At 74.9% G+C, this 22246-nt stretch carries 20 protein-coding genes, 1 tRNA gene and 1 riboswitch; of the genes, 15 read left to right on the top strand and 6 right to left on the bottom strand.

Features of this window, described 5'->3' with window-relative positions; genetic code table 11:
- The first annotated feature begins 91 nt into the window (after positions 1-91).
- Entirely contained in the window at positions 92-3844 is a 3753-nt protein-coding gene (gene mfd, locus HKK73_RS14525; protein ID WP_171468270.1) for a transcription-repair coupling factor, read from the top strand.
- 7 nt (positions 3845-3851) lie between these two features.
- Here mfd and HKK73_RS14520 read toward each other — a convergent pair whose 3' ends face one another.
- Positions 3852-4556 (bottom strand): low molecular weight phosphatase family protein, encoded by a 705-nt coding sequence (locus HKK73_RS14520; RefSeq protein WP_171468269.1) that lies wholly within the window; start codon positions 4554-4556, stop codon positions 3852-3854.
- 259 nt (positions 4557-4815) lie between these two features.
- On the opposite strand from HKK73_RS14520, the gene HKK73_RS14515 reads away from it, so the two are divergent.
- Entirely contained in the window at positions 4816-5256 is a 441-nt protein-coding gene (locus HKK73_RS14515) for an adenylyltransferase/cytidyltransferase family protein (RefSeq protein ID WP_021483197.1), read from the top strand.
- Between the two features lie 12 nt (positions 5257-5268).
- On the opposite strand, the gene HKK73_RS14510 is transcribed toward HKK73_RS14515, so the two are convergent.
- A complete protein-coding gene (locus tag HKK73_RS14510) occupies positions 5269-5487 on the bottom strand; it encodes a PLD nuclease N-terminal domain-containing protein (RefSeq protein WP_021483198.1) in 219 nt (72 codons plus the stop codon).
- Positions 5488-5745: 258 nt separating this feature from the next.
- Between HKK73_RS14510 and HKK73_RS14505 the strand changes: the two genes are divergently transcribed.
- From HKK73_RS14505 to HKK73_RS14465, 10 genes are all read left to right on the top strand, one after another.
- Positions 5746-7932 carry a carbohydrate-binding module family 20 domain-containing protein gene (locus HKK73_RS14505; RefSeq protein ID WP_171468268.1) on the top strand — a complete coding sequence of 729 codons (2187 nt, stop codon included), beginning with the start codon at positions 5746-5748 and terminating at the stop codon, positions 7930-7932.
- A 125-nt stretch (positions 7933-8057) separates the two neighbouring features.
- Positions 8058-8837 (top strand): MazG family protein, encoded by a 780-nt coding sequence (locus tag HKK73_RS14500; protein WP_253705658.1) that lies wholly within the window; start codon positions 8058-8060, stop codon positions 8835-8837.
- Between the two features lie 207 nt (positions 8838-9044).
- Complete coding sequence (gene eno, locus HKK73_RS14495) at positions 9045-10331, top strand: phosphopyruvate hydratase (RefSeq protein WP_021483383.1); 1287 nt, start codon at positions 9045-9047, stop codon at positions 10329-10331.
- Positions 10332-10523: 192 nt separating this feature from the next.
- A complete protein-coding gene (locus tag HKK73_RS19165) occupies positions 10524-11345 on the top strand; it encodes a septum formation initiator family protein (RefSeq protein ID WP_253705657.1) in 822 nt (273 codons plus the stop codon).
- A 41-nt stretch (positions 11346-11386) separates the two neighbouring features.
- Positions 11387-11914, top strand: coding sequence for a DUF501 domain-containing protein (locus HKK73_RS18945; protein WP_232322731.1), 528 nt, complete (start codon positions 11387-11389; stop codon positions 11912-11914).
- Positions 11915-11935: 21 nt separating this feature from the next.
- Entirely contained in the window at positions 11936-12970 is a 1035-nt protein-coding gene (locus HKK73_RS14485; RefSeq protein ID WP_168946142.1) for a Ppx/GppA phosphatase family protein, read from the top strand.
- Between the two features lie 210 nt (positions 12971-13180).
- Positions 13181-13513, top strand: a complete 333-nt coding sequence (locus HKK73_RS14480; RefSeq protein WP_034651541.1) for a PadR family transcriptional regulator — start codon at positions 13181-13183, stop codon at positions 13511-13513.
- Positions 13513-14910, top strand: a complete 1398-nt coding sequence (locus HKK73_RS14475; RefSeq protein ID WP_171468267.1) for a hypothetical protein — start codon at positions 13513-13515, stop codon at positions 14908-14910. Before HKK73_RS14480 ends, HKK73_RS14475 begins: the two co-directional genes overlap by 1 nt.
- A 191-nt stretch (positions 14911-15101) precedes the next feature.
- On the top strand, positions 15102-16592 hold the full coding sequence (locus tag HKK73_RS14470; RefSeq protein WP_043656236.1) for an NAD(P)/FAD-dependent oxidoreductase: 1491 nt from the start codon (positions 15102-15104) through the stop codon (positions 16590-16592).
- A gap of 152 nt (positions 16593-16744) precedes the next feature.
- Positions 16745-16821: transfer RNA gene (locus HKK73_RS14465), tRNA-Leu, on the top strand.
- Between the two features lie 42 nt (positions 16822-16863).
- On the opposite strand, the gene HKK73_RS14460 is transcribed toward HKK73_RS14465, so the two are convergent.
- Positions 16864-17259: a glyoxalase/bleomycin resistance/extradiol dioxygenase family protein gene (locus tag HKK73_RS14460; protein WP_076406322.1), complete on the bottom strand. Its 396-nt coding sequence runs from the start codon at positions 17257-17259 to the stop codon at positions 16864-16866.
- Between the two features lie 84 nt (positions 17260-17343).
- A complete protein-coding gene (locus HKK73_RS14455; protein ID WP_171468266.1) occupies positions 17344-18270 on the bottom strand; it encodes a VOC family protein in 927 nt (308 codons plus the stop codon).
- A gap of 86 nt (positions 18271-18356) precedes the next feature.
- Positions 18357-18485, top strand: a riboswitch (TPP riboswitch).
- Between HKK73_RS14455 and HKK73_RS14450 the strand changes: the two genes are divergently transcribed.
- The 3 genes from HKK73_RS14450 to HKK73_RS14440 all read left to right on the top strand — a co-directional run bounded on the left by HKK73_RS14450 (position 18476) and on the right by HKK73_RS14440 (position 20882).
- Positions 18476-19228 carry a TenA family protein gene (locus tag HKK73_RS14450; RefSeq protein WP_171468265.1) on the top strand — a complete coding sequence of 251 codons (753 nt, stop codon included), beginning with the start codon at positions 18476-18478 and terminating at the stop codon, positions 19226-19228. (Overlaps the previous riboswitch by 10 nt.)
- Positions 19229-19341: 113 nt before the next feature.
- The gene (locus HKK73_RS19370) at positions 19342-19824 is read left to right on the top strand and encodes a helix-turn-helix domain-containing protein (RefSeq protein ID WP_371810558.1); all 483 of its coding nucleotides are present in this window, start codon (positions 19342-19344) and stop codon (positions 19822-19824) included.
- 68 nt (positions 19825-19892) lie between these two features.
- Positions 19893-20882, top strand: a complete 990-nt coding sequence (locus HKK73_RS14440; protein WP_171468264.1) for a DUF6882 domain-containing protein — start codon at positions 19893-19895, stop codon at positions 20880-20882.
- Between the two features lie 43 nt (positions 20883-20925).
- On the opposite strand, the gene HKK73_RS14435 is transcribed toward HKK73_RS14440, so the two are convergent.
- Both HKK73_RS14435 and HKK73_RS14430 read right to left on the bottom strand, forming a co-directional pair.
- On the bottom strand, positions 20926-21531 hold the full coding sequence (locus tag HKK73_RS14435; protein ID WP_009866251.1) for a ClpP family protease: 606 nt from the start codon (positions 21529-21531) through the stop codon (positions 20926-20928).
- On the bottom strand, positions 21531-22196 hold the full coding sequence (locus HKK73_RS14430; RefSeq protein WP_171468263.1) for a ClpP family protease: 666 nt from the start codon (positions 22194-22196) through the stop codon (positions 21531-21533). The genes HKK73_RS14435 and HKK73_RS14430 overlap by 1 nt, the downstream gene beginning before the upstream one ends.
- Positions 22197-22246: the final 50 nt, after the last annotated feature.

Genomic DNA, 22246 nt, shown 5'->3' with positions numbered 1-22246 from the left:
CGATGTGGGTCCACGCGCGTAGTGTGGACGCCGGACCCGATCGCCCGCCCCGGTCGGGACCGTCGTCGTGCCCTCTCCTCGAAGGACCTCCATGAACCTCACCGGCATCCTGCCCGCGCTGCTCGCCGACCAGGCCGCGGCGGCCGCGGTCGAGCACGTGCGCGCCCGCGGCGAGGCCGACGTCGTCGGCCCGGCCGGCGTCCGCCCGCCGCTCCTCGCGGCGATGGCGGGGGCGCGCGCGACGGGGCCGGTGCCGGACGGCGACGCCCCGGCGTCGGGCGGCGGGGGTGGCCCGGCGTGGGCCGCGGGCTCGCGCCCGCTCGTGGTGGTCACCGCGACGGGGCGCGACGCGGACGAGCTGGCCGCGAGCGTGCGCGCCTACCTGCCGGACGAGCTGGGCGACGTCGTCGCGGTGCTGCCGAGCTGGGAGACGCTGCCGCACGAGCGCCTGAGCCCGCGCGCGGACACGGTCGCCAAGCGCATCGCGGTGTTCCGCCGCCTCGCGCACCCGGACCCGGAGGTCGGCCCGTCCGGTCCCGTCCGGGTGCTCGTCATGCCGGTCCGGGCGCTCCTGCAGCCCGTCGTGGACGGGCTGGGGGACCTCGAGCCGGTCGAGCTGCACGCGGGCACGACGGCGGACCTCACCGACGTCGCGGAGCGGCTCGTCGCGGCGGCGTACACGCGCGTGGACATGGTCGAGCGGCGCGGCGAGTTCGCGGTCCGCGGCGGCATCCTCGACATCTTCCCGCCCACGGAGGACCACCCGCTGCGCGTGGAGTTCTGGGGCGACGAGGTGTCGGAGATCCGCTGGTTCGCGGTCGCGGACCAGCGCAGCCTGGAGATCGCCGAGCACGGGCTGTGGGCGCCGCCGTGCCGCGAGATCCTGCTCACGGACTCGGTGCGGGCGCGCGCCGCCGCGCTGGTGGAGGACCTGCCGGGCGCGACCGAGATGCTCGACCGGCTCGCGGCGGGCGTCGCGGTCGAGGGCATGGAGTCCCTCGCGCCGGTGCTCGTGGACCGCATGGTCCCGGCGCTCGAGCTCGTGCCCGACGACGCGCTCCTCGTCGTCGACGACGCCGAGCGCGTGCGCCGTCGCGCCCACGACCTGGTGGCGACCACGGAGGAGTTCCTCGCCGCGGCCTGGACGGGCGCGGTGGCGGGCGGCAAGGCGCCGGTCGACCTGTCCGCGGCGTCGTTCGAGACGTTCTCCGAGGTGCGCGCGGTCGCGCAGCGCCGCGGCCTCGGCTGGTGGACGCTGTCGTCGTTCGCGCTCGACAACCCCGACCTCGACGTCCCGCCGGACGCCGACGGGAGCGCCGCTGCGGACGCCGCCACGTCGAGCGGCGGCGCGGGCACGACGGCCGCCCACGTCGGCGAGAGCGCCGACGGCGTGCCGACCTTCACGCTCGGCGCGCGCGACGTCGAGTCCTACCGCGGCGACGTGGCGCGCGCGCTCGACGACGTGCGGGGGCTGCAGCACGCGGGCTGGCGGCTCGTGCTCACGACGGAGGGCCACGGGCCGGCCAAGCGCATGGTCGAGCAGCTCGGCGCGGCGGACACGCCGGCGCGCCTCGTGCCGCGGCTCGACGACGAGCCCGAGGGCGGCATCGTCCTCGTCACGCCGGCGATGGTCGGCAAGGGCTTCGTCGCGCCGGGGCTGCGGCTCGCCGTCTTCTCCGAGGCCGACCTCACGGGCCGGGCGGGGACGAGCACGCGCGACATGCGCAAGATGCCCAGCCGGCGTCGCAACGTCGTCGACCCGCTCCAGCTCAAGGCGGGCGACTTCGTGGTGCACGAGCAGCACGGCGTGGGCCGCTTCGTCGAGCTCGTGCAGCGCACGCTCGGCACGGGCGGCAACGCCGCGACGCGCGAGTACCTCGTGATCGAGTACGCGTCGAGCAAGCGCGGCCAGCCGGGCGACCGCCTGTTCGTGCCCATGGACCAGCTCGACCAGGTCACGAAGTACACGGGCGGCGAGGCACCGAGCCTCAACAAGATGGGCGGGTCGGACTGGGCCAAGACGAAGTCCCGCGCGCGCAAGCACGTCAAGGAGATCGCGGGCGAGCTCATCCGCCTGTACTCGGCGCGCATGGCGACGCAGGGCCATGCGTTCGGCCCGGACACCCCGTGGCAGCGCGAGCTGGAGGACGCGTTCGCGTACGTCGAGACGCCCGACCAGCTCGCGACGATCGACGAGGTCAAGGCCGACATGGAGAAGACGGTCCCGATGGACCGGCTCGTGTGCGGCGACGTCGGCTACGGCAAGACGGAGATCGCGATCCGCGCGGCGTTCAAGGCGGTCCAGGACGGCAAGCAGGTCGCGGTGCTCGTGCCCACGACGCTGCTCGTGCAGCAGCACCTCGAGACGTTCTCCGAGCGGTACGCGGGCTTCCCCGTGACGGTCAAGGCGCTGTCGCGCTTCCAGACCCCCAAGGAGTCCGAGGAGGTCGTGGACGGGCTGGCCCAGGGGACGGTGGACGTCGTCATCGGCACCCACCGCCTCATCACGGGCAGCGTGCGGTTCAAGGACCTGGGCCTCGTCATCATCGACGAGGAGCAGCGGTTCGGCGTCGAGCACAAGGAGACGCTCAAGCAGTTGCGGACCAACGTGGACGTGCTCGCCATGTCCGCGACCCCGATCCCGCGCACGCTCGAGATGGCCGTCACGGGCATCCGCGAGATGTCGACGCTCGCGACCCCGCCGGAGGAGCGGCACCCCGTCCTCACGTACGTCGGGGCGTACGAGGAGAAGCAGATCGCCGCGGCGCTGCGCCGCGAGCTCCTGCGCGAGGGCCAGGTGTTCTACGTGCACAACAAGGTCGAGACGATCGAGCGCACCGCGGCGCGGCTGCGCGAGCTCGTCCCCGAGGCCCGCGTGGGCGTCGCGCACGGCAAGATGAACGAGCACCAGCTCGACCAGGTGATCCGGGCGTTCTGGGAGAAGGAGCTCGACGTCCTCGTCTGCACGACGATCATCGAGACGGGCCTCGACATCTCCAACGCGAACACGCTGATCCTCGAGCGCGCGGACATGCTCGGCCTGTCCCAGCTCCACCAGCTCCGCGGCCGCGTGGGCCGCGGGCGCGAGCGCGCGTACGCGTACTTCCTGTACCCGCCCGAGCGGCCCCTCACCGAGACCGCGCACGACCGCCTCGCCACGATCGCGGCCCACACCGACCTCGGCGCAGGCATGCAGGTCGCCATGAAGGACCTCGAGATCCGCGGCGCGGGCAACCTGCTCGGCGGGGAGCAGTCCGGCCACATCGCGGGCGTCGGGTTCGACCTGTACGTGCGCATGGTGGGGGAGGCCGTCGCGAACTACCGCGGCGACGGGCCCGAGGAGCAGCCGGAGGTCTCGATCGAGCTCCCGGTCGACGCGCACCTGCCGGAGTCCTACATCGCGACCGAGCGCCTGCGGCTCGAGGCGTACAAGAAGATCGCCGCCGCGGCGGACGCGCCGGAGCTCGCCGAGGTGCGGGCCGAGCTCGTCGACCGCTACGGGGCGCTCCCGGACGTCGCGTCCGCGCTGTTCGACGTCGCGGACTTCCGCAACCACGCCCGCCGGGCGGGGCTCACGGACGTCACGGCGCAGGGCAAGTTCATCCGGTTCGCGCCGGTCGACCTCCCCGAGTCGGCGCAGCTGCGGCTCAAGCGCCTCTACCCGGGCACGCTGCTCAAGCCCGCGATCCGCGCGATCCTCGTGCCGTACCCGACGACGGCGCGCATCGGCGGCCGCCCGCTGCGCGGTGCGGAGGTCCTCGGGTGGGCGCGCCAGCTCATCGACGCCGTGGTGCTCGGCGAGGTGAGCGCGGCCGCGACGGTGGGGACGTCGTCGGCCCGCTGACGCGCGGTCAGCGCAGGCGCCAGCTCCGCCGGCCGCCGTGCCGGGGGGAGCTGCTGCCGCCGCGCCCGGTGGGGTCGGTGCCGTCCCCGCCGCCGGGGAACGGCGGCGTGCGCGCGCCCCGCTCGGTAAGGGTGGGGGACCACTCGAGGCGCCGGGCGGCGGGCGGGTGCACGACGCGGGCGACCGCCGCGACCGCGGTGTCGATCGTCGTGAACGCCTGCCGGTAGGCCCGCTCGGAGCGGCCGTGCGGGTCCGGGATGTCGAGGGGCGTGCGCGGGGTGATCGTCCGGACGCGCTGGGCGCTCGCGATCTCCGGGAGGCGGGCGATGCGGTCGGCGTCGCTCTCGTCCGGGTCGACGGGCAGGTCGATCGCCGAGAGCAGCGCGGCGAGCTCCAGGAGCGTGTAGGTGCGTCGGACGGCCTGCGGGACGAGGGTGACGACGGCGGCCCGCTGGGCCCGGGACATCGTGAGGACGAGGTCCGCCTGCTCGATCATCGCCGCCGTGAGCTGCCGCCCGGTGTGCGTCGCCGCCTCCAGGCCGCGTGCCGCGAGCAGCCGCGCCATCGGCTCGTCGAGCGGTGCCCCCTCGAGCGCGTGCGTCCCGGCGCTCGACACCGTGACGCTCGTGTCGCTGCGGATGCTCAGCAGCCTCTCGGCGGTGGGGGAGCGGCAGACGTTCCCGGTGCACACGGTGAGGACCTGGGACGGCATGACTGAGGTCGGCACTCCCTCCGGTGCGCGGGGACGTCGTCCGGAAAGGCGACCGACCGAAGGTAGCACGCAGCGATCGGGCCCCTGCCGGGCGGGCGGGCGGGCGGGTGCGCTCCCACGCGCTCGTCGTGCCCACAATTCACCCGGTGGGCCGCCTTCTTCACCCTCGCAGGGCGTGGTTGCGGGCCTCCTCCCGGTCCTAGCCTGGACGCGGCCCCCTCGCCGTGCGGGGCGCGCGGCCGAGGACGGGAGGACGGGCATGAAGGTCGGGTACGCCCCCGGTGCGTGGGACCTGTTCCACGTCGGGCACCTCAACGTCCTCCGGCACGCCCGCAGCGAGTGCGACTACCTCGTCGCGGGTGTCGTGGACGACGACATGCTCGAGCTCGCCAAGGGCCGGCGCCCGGTCGTCCCCGTCACGGAGCGCGCGGAGATCGTCCGCCACGTCCGGTTCGTCGACGAGGTGTTCGTCGAGACCCAGCCCGACAAGCTCGAGACCTGGCGCCAGCGCCCGTTCGACGTCTTCTTCAAGGGCGACGACTGGCGCGGCACCCCGAAGGGCGCGGAGCTGGAGCGTCGCTTCGCCGAGGTGGGCGTCGAGGTCGTCTACTTCCCCTACACGGTGCACACGTCGAGCACGGCGCTGCGGCGCGCGCTGACGCTGCTGGAGCCGACGGCCGGGCTCACGGTCGAGGGCTGAGCCCTCCCGCGGTCAGCTCTTGCGGCCGTCGAGGAAGTAGGCGATGGGCCCGACCCAGTTGACGAGGAGCGCGAGGCCCCACGCGAGCTTGGTCCCGTTCACCTGCTCCGCCGGCCGACGCACGAGGTCCCGGTACGCCGCGGCGGTGAGCGTGACCTGGGCGGCTCCCACGACCCCGACGGCGATCCGCTGACCCTTCGTCAGGTCCTTCCACCGGCGCTTGGTTCCCATGGCGTCTCCTCTCGGTTCGTCCTCCGACGCTATGCCGTCCGGGCCGCCGCCGCACCGGCACGACCCGTCCGCACGACCCGTCGACACAGGTCGTGACAGCCCGCGCCTGCCTCTGTAAGGTTGCAGCAACATCCGGAAACATCCTGCAAAGCCGCAGGTGCCGGTCGCGCCCGCCACCCCGGGGCGCTCGTCATCACCGCGTGGCCCGTCCGTGCTCGACGCCGAGCGAGGGGCGGCCGCATCCTCGAAGGAGCTGCAATGACGCGCACCACCGACCTCGCCGGACCCCCGGCGCCCATCCCCGTCCCCGCAGGACGCCCCGCCCGCCCGCGCGGCGGCCGCCTGCGCCGCGTCCTCGCGGCGGGCGCCTCGGCGGCCCTCGCGCTGACCGCGGCGCTGGCCGCGGTCCCGGTCGCCGCACCCGCTGCGGCCGCGCCGCCCGTGCCGACGCCCGTCGTCGACTCCCCGAACGGACGGGGCGACGTGATCCTCAACCTCTTCCAGTGGACGTGGGACTCCGTGGCGGCCGAGTGCACCAGCACCATCGGCCCGGCCGGGTTCGGCTACGTCCAGGTCTCACCGCCGCAGGAGCACATCCAGGGCACGGCCTGGTGGACCTCCTACCAGCCCGTCAGCTACAAGCTCGAGTCCAAGCTCGGCACCCGCGCCGAGTTCCAGCGCATGGTGAGCGCCTGCAAGGCGGCGGGCGTGGGCGTGATCGTCGACGCGGTCGTCAACCACACGGCGGGCGCCGACACCGGGTCCGGCACCGGGACCGGCGGGACGAGCTACTCCGTGGACAGCTTCCCCGGCGTCCCGTACGGGCCGAACGACTTCAACGACTGCCGGTCGAACATCAGCAACTACGGCGACCGGTACAACGTCCAGAACTGCCGCCTCGTCTCGCTCCAGGACCTGCGGACGGGCTCCGACTACGTGCGCGGCAAGATCGCGGGCTACCTCAACGACCTCCTGTCGCTCGGCGTCTCGGGCTTCCGCATCGACGCCGCGAAGCACATCCCGGCCGCTGACCTCGCGGCGATCAAGGCGCGGCTCACGAACCCGGACGTCTTCTGGGTGCACGAGGTCATCGGCGCGAGCGGCGAGCCGATCCAGCCCTCGGAGTACCTCGGTTCCGGCGACTCGCACGAGTTCTTCTACGCGCGCGAGCTCAAGTCCCGGTTCGACGGCCAGATCAAGGACCTGCGCACCATCGGCGACAACAAGCTCCCCTCCGACCGCGCGGGCGTCTTCGTCGACAACCACGACACCGAGCGCAACGGCGAGACGATGAACTACAAGTGGGGCGCCAAGTACCGGCTCGCCAACGCGTTCATGCTCTCGTGGCCCTACGGCGCACCGAGCGTCTACTCGGGCTACACGTGGAGCGACAAGGACGCGGGTGCGCCCGGCGCCTCGGCCACCTCCGTGCCCGACGCGAGCTGTGCCGACAGCGCCTGGGTCTGCACGCAGCGCTGGACCGAGATCGCGGGCATGGTCGGCTTCCACAACGCGGTCGCCGGGACCCCGGTGACGGGCTGGTGGGACGACGGGAACAACCACATCGCCTACGGGCGAGGCGCCAAGGGCTACGTGACGATCAACAACTCCGCGAACGCCGTGACGCGCACCTACCAGACCCCGCTCCCCGCCGGGACGTACTGCGACGTCGTGGCGTCGAAGGACTGCTCGAAGACCGTCTCCGTCTCCGGCTCGGGCACCTTCACGGCGACGGTGCCCGCGTACGGGGCGCTCGCGCTCCACGTCGGGGCGCGCGGCGACGGCGGCACCGGGGGCCCCGGGCCCGTCGACCCGGCCGGCACGACGACCGTCTACTACGCGACCGACAAAGGCTGGAACGCGTACAACGTCCACTACAAGGTCGGCACGGGCGCCTGGACCGCCGTCCCCGGGGTCCCGATGACGGCGGCCTGCACGGGCTGGGTCTCGCGGCAGATCAGCCTGCCCAGCGGGGCGACGGGCGCGGCCGCGACCGTCACCGCCGCCTTCACGAACGGCTCGGGCGCCTGGGACAGCAACGGCGGCAAGGACTACTCCCTGTCCGGCGCCGCGGTCGCCGTCTCCGGCGGGACGGTCACGGCGGGCGACCCGTGCGACGGCGGCGGGTCGCCGGGCGGGCCGGTCGAAGGGCAGGGTGACGCGTCGTTCTCCGTCACCGCGACCACCACGTGGGGCCAGACGGTCCACGTCGTGGGCAGCATCCCGGCGCTCGGCTCCTGGGCGCCCGCGAACGGCGTCCCGCTGTCGTCGTCGGCCTACCCGGTGTGGACCGCGCGCGTCGACCTCCCGGCCGGCACGACCTTCCAGTACAAGTACGTCAAGCGCGACGGCGGCGGGAACGTCGTCTGGGAGAGCGGCGGCAACCGCACGGCGACGGTCGGCGCCGACGGCTCCGTGACGCTGTCGGACACCTGGCGGTCGTAGCGCTTCCGCCATCCCCACCACGCGGTCGTGGCCCGGCCCGGGTCACGGCCGCGTGCTCGACCGGCAGCGACGGCACGCTCGACCGGCGTCGACCGCGCGCCGCCCGGCGAACCTACGATGAGGCGGTGACCGCCCCCGAGCCCTCGGCCGCCCCGGACCCGCACGAGCCCACGCACGACCGCGCGCCCGGCACCGCGACCGACCCGCTGCGCGACGTCGTCGCCGTCATGGACCGCCTCTACTCCCCGGGCGGGTGCCCGTGGGACCGCGAGCAGACGCACGTCTCGCTCGTGCGGTACCTCCTCGAGGAGGCGCACGAGCTCGCGGACGCCATCGAGACCGGCGACCGCGCCGGGATGCGCGAGGAGCTCGGCGACCTGCTCCTGCAGGTGCTGTTCCACGCGCGCATCGCGAGCGAGGAGCCGGACCCGTTCACCGTCGACGACGTCGCCGCCGACCTCGCGGCGAAGCTCGTGCGGCGCCACCCGCACGTGTTCGCGGACGCCGACGCGACCGACCTGCACGGGCAGTGGGACGCGATCAAGAAGGCGGAGAAGCAGCGCTCGTCGGTGCTCGAGGGCATCTCGCACACGCAGGGGTCGCTCGCCCGCGCGCAGAAGGTCCTGTCCCGGGCCGGGCGCGGCGGCCTCGGCGACGTCGTCGGCGCGGCGCTCGCGGCGCCGTCGGGCACCGGGACGGGTGCGGTCGGCGAGGACGGCGCCGACCCGACGCCGGACGAGCGGCTCGGGCACGAGCTGCTCGCGCTCGTGGCCCGCGCGGAGGCCGACGGGCTCGACGCGGAGGCCGCGCTGCGGGGCGAGCTGCGGCGCGTCGAGGCGCGGATCGTCGTGGCCGAGACGTCGGCAGGGACGCCTGCGGAGCCCGGCCCGGCGGCGCAGGGCTGAGGCGGGACGTTCGTCCCGATCGTCGACGCGCAGGTCCCCGACCCGGGGCCCACGGACCGGACGCAGCGGCGCAGGTCACAACCGGGCACTAGGCTGTGGTCGTAAACCCACCATCGTCGCGGGCGCGCACGCGGCGTCCCGGGTTTCCCTGCCCGGGTCCGCCACCACCGTTCGAAGCGCCCGCAGCCCTGCCCCGAAGGAGCACCTGTGGCCAGCATCGAAGCCGTTGGAGCGCGCGAGATCCTCGACTCCCGCGGAAACCCGACCGTCGAGGTCGAGGTCGTCCTGGACGACGGGACGTTCGCCCGCGCCGGAGTGCCCTCGGGCGCGTCGACCGGTGCGTTCGAGGCCGTCGAGCGTCGTGACGGCGACAAGTCCCGCTACCTGGGCAAGGGTGTCGAGGGCGCGGTGAACTCCGTGATCGACGACATCGCCCCGGAGCTCATCGGCTTCGAGGCCGAGGACCAGCGCCTCATCGACGCCGCCCTCATCGACCTCGACGGCACCCCGAACAAGGGCAAGCTCGGCGCGAACGCCATCCTCGGCGTCTCGCTCGCCGTCGCGAAGGCCGCCGCGAAGAGCGCGGGCCTCGACCTGTACCGCTACGTCGGCGGCCCGAACGCGCACGTCCTGCCCGTGCCGATGATGAACATCCTCAACGGCGGGTCGCACGCGGACTCGAACGTGGACATCCAGGAGTTCATGGTCGCCCCGATCGGCGCGTCCTCGTTCCGCGAGGCGCTGCGCACCGGCGCCGAGGTCTACCACGCGCTGAAGTCCGTGCTCAAGGAGAAGGGCCTGGCCACCGGCCTGGGCGACGAGGGCGGCTTCGCGCCGAACCTCGCGAGCAACCGCGAGGCGCTCGACCTCATCCTCGTCGCGATCGAGAAGGCCGGCTTCGCGCCGGGCACCGACGTGACGCTCGCGCTCGACGTCGCGTCGACCGAGTTCTTCAAGGACGGCGCGTACCAGTTCGAGGGCGGCGCGAAGACGCCGGCCGAGATGATCGCCTACTACGAGCAGCTCGTGCGCGACTACCCGCTGGTCTCCATCGAGGACCCGCTGTCCGAGGACGAGTGGGACAGCTGGTCGCAGCTCGTCGCCGAGGTCGGCGACCGGGTGCAGATCGTCGGCGACGACCTGTTCGTCACCAACCCGGAGCGTCTCGCGAAGGGCATCGAGCTCAAGGCGGCGAACTCGCTCCTCGTGAAGCTCAACCAGATCGGCACGCTCACCGAGACGCTCGACGCCGTCGAGCTCGCGCAGCGCAACGGCTTCACCGCGATGGTGTCGCACCGCTCGGGCGAGACCGAGGACACGACGATCGCGGACCTGTCCGTCGCGACGAACGCCGGCCAGATCAAGACGGGGGCCCCCGCCCGCGGCGAGCGCATCAACAAGTACAACCAGCTCCTGCGCATCGAGGAGGCGCTGGACGACGCCGCCCGCTACGCCGGCCGTGGCGCGTTCCCGCGCTGGACGGTGCAGGGCTGACCTGCGGCTGACCGTCGGTCGCGCACGACCCCGCCGGGGCGACCCGGCACCCGGAGCCCGGAGGGCCGCTCGTCGGCCCGCCGGGCTCCGGCGCGTCCGGGCGGGTGAAGAAGTCGTGTCGATCGCCTCACGTTCGCGGGCGCACCGCGCGTGCTCCCGGCGCGCCGCGTCTCGCGGCAGCACAATCGGGGCATGCCGTCCTCGCGTCGTCCCCCGCGCCCCGGTGCCCCCGCGCGGCCGGGCTCCGGGCCCGCGCGCGGCACGTCCGGGACGAAGCCCACGAAGCGCTCCGCGTCCTCGGGGGCCGCGAGCCCGCGCCCGGCGTCCACGGGCGCCCCGCGGACGGCGTCGGGCTCCTCGGCGAAGTCCCCGGGCGGCGGCTCGACCGCCCGGACCCCGTCGTCGTCCGGCGCGCGCCGCCCCGCAGCCCGACCGAGCAGCGCGACGTCGACGCGACGTGCGGCCGGCCCGGCGCCCGAGGACCGGCGCCGGAGCCGCTACGGCTTCCTCCTGCCCGAGGTGGTGACCGTCCGGACCCTGGTCCTGTCCGTCGTCGTGCTCCTCGCCGCGGTGCTCCTGCTGCCGACGCTGCGCGCGTACGTCAACCAGACGGGGGAGCTGCGCGAGCTGCGCGCCGGCCTCGAGCAGGCGCAGGCGGAGCACACCGAGCTCGAGGCCGAGCTCGCCCGCTGGGACGACCAGGCGTACGTCGAGCGCGAGGCGCGGGACCGGCTCAACTTCGTCATGCCGGGGGAGCGGCCGTGGCGCGTGCTCGACCCGGAGACGGTCGTCGACGACACCGACCCGCAGACCGGGCGGACGATCACGGACGGGCCCGTCCGGGGGTACGAGGAGGGCACGCCCTGGTACGAGGCCATCTGGGAGTCGGTGCAGGTCGCGGGCGGTCCGCGCGCGTCCGCGGGCGACGACGCGGGAACGCCCGACGGGACCGCGCCCGCGGGCGAGGAACCGGCCGGCGACGAGGACGCTCCGCCGAGCGGGGAGAATGGGTGAGGCGTCGTCCCGACGCCGCCGACCGACCCGAAGGAAGTCCCGTGCCCGACGCCCGCCTGGCCATCCCTGCCGACGACCCGGACGCCGTCGTCTCCGAGCGCGACCTCGAGACGCTCGCGGAACAGCTCGGGCGCACGCCGCGCGGTGTCGTCGGCATCGCCGCGCGGTGCGTGTGCGGGCGTCCGCTCGTCGTCCGCACGGCGCCGCGGCTCGAGAACGGCACGCCGTTCCCCACGACCTTCTACCTCACGAGCCCGGGCGCGGTCGCGGCCGCGTCGACGCTCGAGGCGAACGGCGTCATGAAGGAGATGTCGGAGCGGCTCACCGAGGACGAGGAGCTCGCCGCCGCCTACCGGCGCGCGCACGAGCACTACCTCGCGCAGCGCGAGGCGCTCGGCCACGTCGAGGAGATCGACGGCATCTCGGCGGGCGGGATGCCCACGCGCGTGAAGTGCCTGCACGTCCTCGTGGGCCACGCGCTCGCGGCCGGCCCGGGCGTCAACCCGCTGGGCGACGAGGCGCTCGAGCGCGTGCGCGACGTGTGGCGCCCCGACCGCTGCACCTGCTGACCGCGTGGCACGCTTGGACGCATGACCTCTGGCTCCACCTCTCCGCTCACCCGGGACCCGGGCGCGACCGCCGCGCCGGCCACCTCGCCCGCCCCCGTCCCGCCCGGCGCCTCGCGCGTGGCGGCGATCGACTGCGGCACCAACTCGATCCGCCTCCTCGTCGCCGACGTCGACCCGCAGGCCGGGACGCTCGTCGACCTGGACCGCCGCATGGAGGTCGTCCGGCTCGGCCAGGGCGTCGACCGCACGGGCCGCCTCGCCCCCGAGGCGCTCGCGCGCACGCTCGACGCCGCGCGTCGCTACGCGCAGGTGATCGCCGACCTGGGCGCGACGCGGACGCGCTTCGTCGCGACGTCGGCCACGCGGGACGCCGAGAACCGCGACGAGTTCGTCGCGGGCGTCCTCGACGCGCTCGGCGTCGAGCCCGAGGTCGTCTCGGGCGAGGAGGAGGCGGCGCTGTCGTTCCGCGGGGCGACGTCGACCGTCGCGGCCGTGCGCCCCGGCCCCTACGTCGTGGTGGACCTCGGCGGCGGCTCGACGGAGCTCGTGCTCGGCACGACGACGCCCGACGCCGCGTACTCGATGGACGTGGGGTGCGTGCGCATGACGGAGCGGCACCTGCGCTCCGACCCGCCGACCCCCGCGGAGGAGGCGGCGGCCCGTGCGGACGTGCGGGCCGCGCTCGACGACGCGGCCCGCGTGGTGCCGCTCGGGCAGGCGGCGACGCTCGTCGGGCTCGCCGGGTCCGTCACGACGGTCACGGCCCACGCGCTCGGCCTCGCCCGGTACGACCGCGACCGGATCAACGGGTCCGTGCTGCCGGTCGACACCGTGCTCGCGGCCTGCGACGACCTGCTGCACCGCACGCGCGCCGAGCGCACCGCCCTGGGGTTCATGCACCCCGGGCGGGTCGACGTCATCGGCGCGGGCGCGCTCGTGTGGTCGGAGGTCGTGCGCCGCGTGCGCGACGACGTCGCCGCCGCGGGCGGGTCGCTCACCGAGGTCGTGACGAGCGAGCACGACATCCTCGACGGGATCGCCTGGTCGCTCGCCTGACCCGGGGTCGCCCCGGCGACCCTTCCTGCCCGACCGCCGAGCCCGGCGTCGCGGCACCGGACACGCCGGTGCCCGCGGCCCGGGCTCCGGCGTGTCCGCGCGAGGGGCGTGTCGTGTGCACGGTACTGCGCATCGCGCGGTAGTGTGCATCCCGTGATCCCGGTGGCCGAGCACCGGGACGGACCGGGGCCACGCCCGACGGAGGGACGGATGGACACCACGCAGCTGCTCAAGGGGGTGCTCGACGCGGCGGTGCTCGCCGCGGTCGAGGCCGAGGACGGGTACGGGTACGACGTCGTGCGGCGCCTGCGCGCGGCGGGGCTCGAGGACGTGGGGGACGCGTCCGTGTACGGGACGCTGCGGCGCCTGTACGCGGGCGGGGCGCTGACCACCTACGTCGTGCCGTCCGACGCCGGGCCGCACCGCAAGTACTACGGGATCAACCCGCAGGGCCGGGCCATGCTCGACCTGCACCGCAAGGAGTGGCAGACGTTCGCGGGCACCGTGTCCGCGCTGCTGCGGACCGGAGAGGTGGCCGCCTGATGAGCACGACGACCCCCGCGCAGCCGCCCGCCGGCGCGCCCGTCGGACGCGCCTTCTACGGGCACGTCCACGCCTACGCCCAGCAGGTGCGCGCGCACCTCGCCGACCTGCGCCCCGACCAGGTCGAGGAGCTCGCCGACGGGCTCGAGGCCGACCTCGCCGAGGCGGTCGTCGACGCGCCCGGCGCGCTCCCGCGCCGAGCCCCCGCTTCGGCGCCGTCCGACGGCGCTCCGGCCGGCACGGCCGGCACGGCTGGCACGGAGGCGCTCGACGACACGGGCCTCGACCTCGTCGCGTTCTTCGGTCCGCCCGCCGAGTACGCCGCCGAGCTGCGCACCGCGGCCGGCCTGCCTCCCGTCGCCCCGGGCGCCGTGCGGGGCCCGCGCCCCGGGCTGCGCCGTCGGCTGGCCGGGCTCGGCGCGATGCTCGCGGCGGACTGGCGCGCGGGGTGGCAGCCCGTCACCTCGTCGCCGCAGTGGGCCTCGACGGCCGAGTTCCTGCGCGCCCTCACGCCCGCGTGGTGGATCCTGCGCGGCTGGGTCGTGGCGACGCTCCTGCTCGCCCTGGTCGCGGGGTACCAGGTGGCCGTGCTCCCGCCGGACCTGTCCGCGCGCGTCGTCGTGCTGATCGCGGTCGTCGTGAGCGTGCAGTGGGGCCGGGGCCGGTGGCTGCCCACCCGCGGGCTGCGGAAGGTCGGCCGTCCGCTGTCGGTCGCCGCGGCCGTCGCGGCCGTGCCCGCCGTCCTCGTCGCCGCCTCGGCGAGCGCGTCGAGCCCGTACGCGTGGGACCGCGGCTACGAGCAGGGCCGCAGCGACGCGAGCAGCGGCCTCGTGAGCAGCGTGTCGTTCGGGAGCGGGGACTCCCCGGGCACGGCGGGCGTGTGGGTCGACGGCGCGCAGGTGTCCAACCTCTTCGTCTACGACGCGGCGGGCGAGCCGCTCCGCGACGTCCAGGTCTTCGACGACCGCGGCCGCCAGGTCCGCACGGTCACCGAGGAGGGGGCCTCCGGGATGTGGGCGGTGCCGGACGTCGAGGGTATGTGGTACTTCCAGCCCGCCCTCGCGACGGACGGGCGTGAGCGGTGGAACGTCTACCCGCTGCGCGCGGTCGCCGAGGAGGACGTCGAGTACCCCGAGGGCGACGGCCGCCCCGTCCCGGCGACGGGGACGCGCACGCGCGACATGCCGTGGCCGTTCCTCCAGGCACCGACCGCGGTGCCGTCGAGCGTGGGGACGGGGGAGACGTCGTCGGGCACGGGCGGTACCAGCGACGCGCCGGCCGACGAGCCGGCCGAGGGCGACCCGGCGCCGTCGCAGGAGGCGCCCGCGACCCCGCCCGCGGGCGGGGTGCCGCCCGCACCGACCGGCCCGACGCCCGTCGTCGGCGCGATCGGCTGAGCGGTGGGGCCGGGGTGGTGCGCCGTCGGCGGACGGCGGCGCCCCACCCCGGCCCCGGGCCCTGCGGAATGTCGCCTGTGCCCGCGTGTGCCCGCCTCTGTGCCCGTCCGTCCGCGCGGCGTGGGGCGCGTCACGCCCGTCAGGCGGACGCTCCGGCTCGCCTGTGCCGCAACCGGTAATACTCTGGAACCATGCCTCAGAATGACCTGACCTCGGTCAGCCGTGCCCAGACCGCTTCGCCGCGGCCCCGCAAGGTGCCCCGCGTCGTCGTCCTCGGCGGCGGCTCCGTGGGTCTGTACGCCGCCCGCCGGCTGCGCAAGAAGCTCGGTCGCCGCGAGGCGGCGATCGTCGTCGTCGACCCGCGCCCGTACATGACGTACGCGCCGTTCCTCCCCGAGGCGGCCGCGGGCTCGATCGACGGCCGCGACGTCGTCGCGCCGCACCGCCGTGCGCTCAAGGGCGTCGACGTGCTCCAGGGCAAGGTCGTCTCGATCGACCACACGGACCGCCGCGTGACGATCCACCCGGAGGAGGGCGACGACTACTCGGTCACGTACGACCACCTGATCGTCGGCCTCGGCTCGGTGTCGCGCACGCTGCCCATCCCGGGCCTGGCGGAGAACGCGATCGGCTTCAAGAACGTGGAGGAGGCCATCGCGGTCCGCAACCACGTGCTCAACCGCATGGACGTCGCGTCGTCCACGTGGGACGAGAAGCTGCGTCGCCGCATGCTGACGTTCACGTTCGTCGGCGGCGGGTTCGCGGGCATCGAGGCGCTGGCCGAGATCGAGGACATGGCCCGCTACGCGACGCGCAACTACGCGACGATCGAGGAGAAGGACCTCCGCTTCGTCATGATCGAGGGCGCGGGCCGCATCCTGCCCGAGCTCAGCGAGCCCATGGCGCAGTACGCGCTCGACGAGCTGAAGAAGCGCGGCATCGAGTTCCACCTCAGCACGTTCCTGTCGTCGTGCGTGGACGGCCACGTCGTCACGTCGACCGGGGTCGAGTTCGACTCCGACACGATCGTCTGGACCGCGGGCGTCAAGGCGAACCCGGTCCTCAAGGAGTCGTCCGACCTCCCGGTCGACAAGCTGGGCCGCATCACCGTGCTGCCGACGCTCCAGGTCGCGGACGCCGACGGCAACGTCGTGCCGAACGCGTGGGCCGCGGGCGACTGCGCCGCCGTCCCGGACGTGCTGAACCCGGGCAAGTTCTGCCCGCCGAACGCGCAGCACGCCATCCGTGAGGCCACGCGCCTCGCCGACAACCTCGCGCTCGAGCTGCACAGCGAGCCGCCGGTCGAGTACCGCCACAAGAGCGTCGGTACGGTCGCGTCGCTCGGCCTGTACAAGGGCGTGGCGGAGCTGTTCGGCGTGTTCAAGCTCCGTGGGACGCTCGCGTGGCTCATGCACCGCAGCTACCACGTCATGGCGATGCCGACGGGAAACCGCAAGATCCGCATCTTCATCGGCTGGATCGGCCAGTTCCTCATGGGCCGCGAGCTCGTGTCGCTCGGCTCGCTGCACGACCCGCGCGCGGAGTTCCGCGCCGCGTCCGTCCCGCCCAAGAAGGACGGCGACCCGGTCAAGCAGACCGCGCAGGGCTCGGCGGCCGCGGCGGAGTCCGGTGCGGGCACCGTCGACGCCGACGACCGGACGCCGGCGGCGAAGGCCTCCTGAGGTCGCGGCCGGGCCCCGGCCCGGCCGTCGTGCCCGACGACGAGGGGCGAGCCGCGCGTGCGGCTCGCCCCTCGTCGCGTCCAGGTCCCGGGCGGGCGGCCGTCGTGCCGACGGGCCCGGAGAGCGCCGCGCGCGCGGTAGATTCGGCCCGCGCCCCCATGGCCCAACTGGCAGAGGCGGCCGGCTTAAACCCGGCGTGTTCCGGGTTCGAGTCCCGGTGGGGGCACCATGCCGACGGGCGGTCGGCTCCGCGGCGCCAGGCCTCCCCGGGCTAGGACAGCCCCGTCGGGCCCTCCGGCTCGGCCGGGGGAGCGGCCTCCTGGCCGAGGATCACGACGGTGCCGTCCGGGTCCTGTACGCGCGCGACGCGCTCGCCCCACGGCTGGTCCGCGGGCGGTTCCAGGACGGGCACGCCCGCGGCCGCGAGGTGCTCGACGGCGCGGTCGCAGTCGTCGACGTACACCCACAGCACGACGCGGGTGTCCGCCGGAGGCGGGTCGCCCTGCCCGAGCCCGAGCGGTGACCCGCCCACGCGCACGCTCACGTAGACGGGCGGGCCGTCGTCGGGGAACGCGTACTCGACCGTCCCGCGCAGCAGGTCGCGGTAGAAGCCGAGGGACCGGTCGAGGTCGGCCACGGTGAGGACGGGGAAGAGGCTGCGGAACACGGTCGCTCCTCGGTGCGCTCGGCGGGTCCTCCCATCGTGCGCCTCGTGCCCCGGCCGCGCGCCCCGTGCCCGGGGCGCCGCGCCTCAGCGCGCGAGCAGCTCCTCGGTCGTGGTGCCGGGGACGGACAGCGTCACGCGCGTGCCCCACGGGTCGTGCACGACGACGGAGCGGCCGTCGTCCGCGTGCTCCAGCCCGCGGGAACGGAGGCGGGCGACGAGCGCGTCGAGGTCCTCGCGGCCCGGCACCGTGACGGCGACGTCGCCGAGCCCGAGGCTCGCGGCGCGGGGCCCGGCGCCCGCGCTGTTCCACACGTTCATCGCGACGTGGTGGTGGTACCCGCCCGCGGACGCGAAGAGCGCCCCGCTGTACCCGGTGAGCGTCGCCTCGAAGCCGACGGCGTCGACGTAGAAGGCGTGGGCGGTCGCGACGTCGCCGACCTGCAGGTGCACGTGGCCGACGCGGCCCGCGAGCGAGGGGCCGGCGTCGAACGTCTCCTGGTCGAGGTGCGTGCGCAGGTAGGCGTTCGGGTCGAGGAACGTCGTCGTCATGAGGATCTGGCCGTGCTCGCGCACCCACGTCTCGCGGGGGCGGTCGGTGTAGAGCTCGACGCCGTTGCCCTCGGGGTCGGTGAAGTAGAACGCCTCGCTGACGAGGTGGTCGCTCGACCCGACGAAGGTGCCGCGGCGGTCCTGCGCGGCGCGGTAGACGGTCGCGGCGAGGCTCGGGCCGTCGTCGAACAGGAAGGCCGTGTGGAACAGGCCGGCCTGGCGCGGGTCGACGGGCGGCAGCCCGGGCGTGTGCACGAGGCGCAGCATGGGTGTGCGGCCGCGGCCCAGCACACGGTGCACCTCGGCGCCGCGCGACCGCTCCTCGAGCGGGGCGAGGGCGAACGCGCCCGTGTAGTACGAGGTCATGAGCTCGAGGTCGCCCACGCGCAGCGTGACGGCGTCCATGCTCGTGGACGGGGACAGGAGGCGGTCGGTCGGCGCGCCCGGCGTGCTCGTGGTCATGTCTGCTCCAACTTGTTGTCGCTACAACTATATTCCCACACCGTGGCGAGGGCTCCCGCACCGGCGCCGTCCTTGCTAGGGTCGGCGCGAACCACGCGGGGCGTCCCGCCCGGGCCACGGCCCGGGCCGAGGGACTGAGACGAGCGGTACGGCCGCCCGGACCCGTCGAACCTGATCTCGCTAGCACGAGCGGAGGAACGTGGGCATGACGACGCCTGCTGCCATCACCCTGAACCCTGTCCTCGCGGACGACCCGACCGCGCTCGTCCGGCAGGAGGAGACCGGCTTCACCGCCGACCTCGCCCGCCGGTACGCGGACCTCTTCGAGACGTTCTACGACCACCCCTTCCTGGCCGGGCTGCGCGACGGCTCCGTCGAGCCCGCCGCGGTCCGCCACTACGTGGGCCAGGACCACCAGTACCTCACGGCCTACCTGCGCTGCTACGGCCTCGGCATGGCCCTCGCGCCCGACCGGTCGTGGGCGGCCTACTTCCACGACAAGGCCGGCTTCCTCCTCGACGACGAGTCGCACGCGCACCACGCGATGTGCGACTTCCTCGGGGTGACGTACGAGGAGGCGCAGACGCACCGCCTCGCGCCCAGCGCGCAGGCCTACGTCGACCACATGACGGCGGCCGGCCGCGACTCGCTCGGCGTGCTGCTCGCCGCGCTGCTGCCGTGCCCGTGGACCTACATCTGGTCCGCGCGGCGCTTCTGGCTCGGCGAGCGCCAGACGACGCCCGGCGCCCTCGGCGACGACCACCCGCTCGCGGGCTGGTGGCAGTTCTACGCGGCCGAGCGCACCGAGGACGTCCTCACCGACCTGCGCGCACGCCTGGACGCGCTCGCCGCGGACGCGGGCGAGGCGGAGCGCGCGCGCATGGAGCGCGCGTTCGAGCTGAGCTGCCGCCACGAGATCCGCTTCTGGCAGATGGCCTGGTCGCTCGAGCGCTGGTGACCCGCCCGGCCGGGCGCGCGGCCGACGTCGCGCCGTGCGCCCGGCCTTACGCCAGCAGCAGATACCCACCCGGGTGCCTCGGCACCCGGGTGGGCCGCGGGTAGCGTGAACGCATGGACGCGACGAGCGCGGTGCCGGGCACGCTGCCGAACGTGGTGCCGGACGGGGTGATGCCGAGCCCCCGCTCCCGGGCGGGCGGGCGGGCGGAGCCCCTCCTGCGCCACGTCATCGGGGGGATCCTGCGGCGGGCGCGGCTCGCGCAGGGGCGCACGCTCGTCGACGTCGCGGCCGCCGCGCGCGTCTCCACCGCCTACCTGTCCGAGGTGGAGCGCGGGCGCAAGGAGGCGTCGTCCGAGGTCCTCGCCGCCGTGTGCGGCGCCCTCGGCCTGCGGCTCGTCGACCTCGTCGCCCGCACGGGCGAGGAGCTCCGGCCGCTCGCGCCCGTCCGCGTGCTGTCCTCCGCGCGAGAGCGCGGTGCCCTCTCCGCGCCACGGCACGTCGCCCCGGTGGGCGAGCCCGTGCGGGACCTCCCCGTCGCCGAGACCTTGGGCCGTCCGACAGCGCGCGCCGGCGACGTCCTGCTCCTCGCGGCCTGAGCGACCGTCCCCGCCGTGCCGCGTGTCGTGCGCGGGCCGGGCGTCGTGCGCGCCGCTACCGTCGGTCCATGACGGAGCCGCAGACCGCGCACGGCACGGCAGCCCAGGACGTCCCGGCCCTCCAGGACCTCGTCGACGACGCCGCGTTCCTCTCCCACGAGCACCAGCTCCACCTGACGGACCTCCACGGCGACGACGCCTGGGCCGCCGACCTGACCACCGGGGTCTTCACCTTCACCGCGCCCGACGGCGGGACCGCGACGTCCCGCCTCCAGTTCCTCGGCACGGCCGCGCCGGGGCCGGGCACGTGGATGTGGGCGTGGCAGAACGTCAACGGCTTCCCCGAGGCCGTGCTCACCGCCGCCGAGAGCACGCGCCGGACCGGGCTGCGCGAGGCCGCCGAGCCGGAGCTCCCGCTGGCCGACGACCTCGCTCACCGGCTCGCGCTCGCGGCCAAGGCGGTGACCGGCTCGTTCGCCCACTACAGCGCTCCCGTCGGCGGCGGCACGCGCGCGTGGTTCCTCCTGGACGACGCCGACCTCGCCCTGCCCGCCCCGAGCGTGCCGCGCGTCGTGCGCACGCTGAGCGAGGGGCTGCTGTCCGTCACGGTCGTCGACCACCGGCGCGCCGTCGCGTCCTACGCGAGCGCGCGCGGCCTGCCGGCCGTGGAGGACGGGACCGGCGCCGTCGTGCTGGACGTGCCCGACGGCACCGTGACCGTGCGGTTCGACGAGCGCGGACGGATCGCGGGCATCTCCGCGTCGTCCGGGCGGACCGCCGCGCCCGAGGCCGCCGCGCCCCTGGCCGCCGAGCCCGAGGCCGCAGCGGCGGAGCCCGAGGCCGCGGCGGCGGAGCCCGCGATGCCGGAGCCCGCCGCGGCAGACCCTGCGGCCTCGGCGCCGACGGCGCCCGCGCTCACCGTCCCGGAGTCGCCGGCGGAGGAGCCGGCCGCGCCGGAGCCTGCGCCCGCGGAGCAGGAGCCCGCCGCGCCCGAGCCGACGCCCGCCGAGGCGGCACCCGAGCCGCGCCGCCGGTCGTGGTTCCGACGACGCGGCTGACGACGCGGCTGACGACGCACGGTGTCACCTCCGCGGTCGGGCGTCACGCCGCCGCGGCGAGCTTGCGCGAGGTGACGACGGCGTCCGCGACGCCGTACTCCACGGCCTGGCGCGCGGTGAGCACCAGGTCGCGGTCGGTGTCGGCGCGCAGGCGCTCGACGGTCTGGCCCGTGTGCCGCGCCAGCACCTCCTCCGTCTCGGACCGGATCCGGAGGATCTCCTCGGCCTGGATCGACAGGTCCGAGATCGTGCCCTCCCCACCGCCCGACGGCTGGTGCAGCAGGACGCGCGAGTGCTCCAGCACGAACCGCTTGCCGGGCGTGCCCGCCGCGAGCAGGACGGCCGCGGCCGAGGCCGCCTGGCCCATGCAGATGGTCGAGACGTCGCAGCGGACGAACTGCATCGTGTCGTAGATCGCCATGAGCGCGGTCGCGGAGCCGCCCGGGGAGTTGATGTACAGCCCGATCTCCTGGTCCGGGGCGTCCGACTCCAGGTGCAGGAGCTGCGCCATGACGACGTTCGCGACGCCGTCGTCGATCTCCGTGCCGAGGAACACGATGCGCTCGGACAGCAGGCGGGAGAAGACGTCGAACGCGCGCTCGCCCAGCGGCGTGCGCTCGACCACGGTCGGGATCGTGTAGCTCGCCATCACAGACCCACCTTCCGAGCCGCACGAGCGGGGCGGACGTCGTCGACGCTCTCGACGATCCGGTCGACCATCCCGTACTCGAGCGCCTGCTGCGCGGTGAACCAGCGGTCGCGGTCGGAGTCGTCGGCGATGGTCTCGACGGACTGCCCGGTGCTCTCCGCGAGGAGCCGGTGCATGAGCCCCTTGGTGTAGACGAGGTTCTCCGCCTGGATCGCGATGTCGACGGCGGTGCCCCCGATCCCGGCGGACGGCTGGTGCATCATGATCCGCGCGTGCGGCAGCGCGAACCGCTTGCCCGGCGTCCCCGCGCACAGGAGGAACTGGCCCATGCTCGCGGCGAAGCCCATCGCGACGGTCGACACGTCGTTGGGGATGAGCCGCATCGTGTCGTAGATCGCGAGGCCGGCGCTCACCGAGCCGCCAGGGGAGTTGACGTAGAGCGCGACGTCCGCGCGCGGGTCCTCCGCCGAGAGCAGGAGGAGCTGGGCGCACAGGCGGTTCGCGACGGCGTCGTCCACGGCCGTGCCGAGGACGACGATGCGCTGGTGGAGCAGGCGCGTCGTGAGCTGGTCGTCGAACGAGGAGGCTGGCGGGGCGGCAGCCTCCGCGCGCGGGGTCCGGTGGTGGTCGCCGACGGCGGGTCGGCCGGTCAGGTGCGTGGTCATGCGACCACCCTGCGCCCGCCCGGGTCCCGTGAGGAGGCCGATCTGCCGTC

The sequence above is a fragment of the Cellulosimicrobium sp. 72-3 genome (assembly GCF_013127315.1).
GTDB classification, from domain to species: domain Bacteria; phylum Actinomycetota; class Actinomycetes; order Actinomycetales; family Cellulomonadaceae; genus Cellulosimicrobium; species Cellulosimicrobium funkei.
Note: the sequence above shows the minus strand (reverse complement) of the source record. Positions and strands in the feature narration are given on the sequence as shown.

Excerpts from the sequence above, each read along its gene's own strand:
- HKK73_RS14450 (WP_171468265.1), top strand. The coding sequence starts at position 18,476 with ATGACGACGCCTGCTGCCATCACCCTGAACCCTGTCCTCGCGGACGAC.
- HKK73_RS19370 (WP_371810558.1), top strand. The coding sequence starts at position 19,342 with ATGGACGCGACGAGCGCGGTGCCGGGCACGCTGCCGAACGTGGTGCCG.
- HKK73_RS14485 (WP_168946142.1), top strand. The coding sequence starts at position 11,936 with ATGACCTCTGGCTCCACCTCTCCGCTCACCCGGGACCCGGGCGCGACC.
- HKK73_RS14520 (WP_171468269.1), bottom strand. The coding sequence starts at position 4,556 with ATGCCGTCCCAGGTCCTCACCGTGTGCACCGGGAACGTCTGCCGCTCC.
- HKK73_RS14455 (WP_171468266.1), bottom strand. The coding sequence starts at position 18,270 with ATGACCACGAGCACGCCGGGCGCGCCGACCGACCGCCTCCTGTCCCCG.
- HKK73_RS14470 (WP_043656236.1), top strand. The coding sequence starts at position 15,102 with ATGCCTCAGAATGACCTGACCTCGGTCAGCCGTGCCCAGACCGCTTCG.
- HKK73_RS14430 (WP_171468263.1), bottom strand. The coding sequence starts at position 22,196 with ATGACCACGCACCTGACCGGCCGACCCGCCGTCGGCGACCACCACCGG.
- HKK73_RS14505 (WP_171468268.1), top strand. The coding sequence starts at position 5,746 with ATGACGCGCACCACCGACCTCGCCGGACCCCCGGCGCCCATCCCCGTC.
- HKK73_RS14515 (WP_021483197.1), top strand. The coding sequence starts at position 4,816 with ATGAAGGTCGGGTACGCCCCCGGTGCGTGGGACCTGTTCCACGTCGGG.
- HKK73_RS14435 (WP_009866251.1), bottom strand. The coding sequence starts at position 21,531 with ATGGCGAGCTACACGATCCCGACCGTGGTCGAGCGCACGCCGCTGGGC.
- mfd (WP_171468270.1), top strand. The coding sequence starts at position 92 with ATGAACCTCACCGGCATCCTGCCCGCGCTGCTCGCCGACCAGGCCGCG.
- HKK73_RS14475 (WP_171468267.1), top strand. The coding sequence starts at position 13,513 with ATGAGCACGACGACCCCCGCGCAGCCGCCCGCCGGCGCGCCCGTCGGA.
- HKK73_RS14480 (WP_034651541.1), top strand. The coding sequence starts at position 13,181 with ATGGACACCACGCAGCTGCTCAAGGGGGTGCTCGACGCGGCGGTGCTC.
- HKK73_RS14440 (WP_171468264.1), top strand. The coding sequence starts at position 19,893 with ATGACGGAGCCGCAGACCGCGCACGGCACGGCAGCCCAGGACGTCCCG.
- HKK73_RS14510 (WP_021483198.1), bottom strand. The coding sequence starts at position 5,487 with ATGGGAACCAAGCGCCGGTGGAAGGACCTGACGAAGGGTCAGCGGATC.
- HKK73_RS19165 (WP_253705657.1), top strand. The coding sequence starts at position 10,524 with ATGCCGTCCTCGCGTCGTCCCCCGCGCCCCGGTGCCCCCGCGCGGCCG.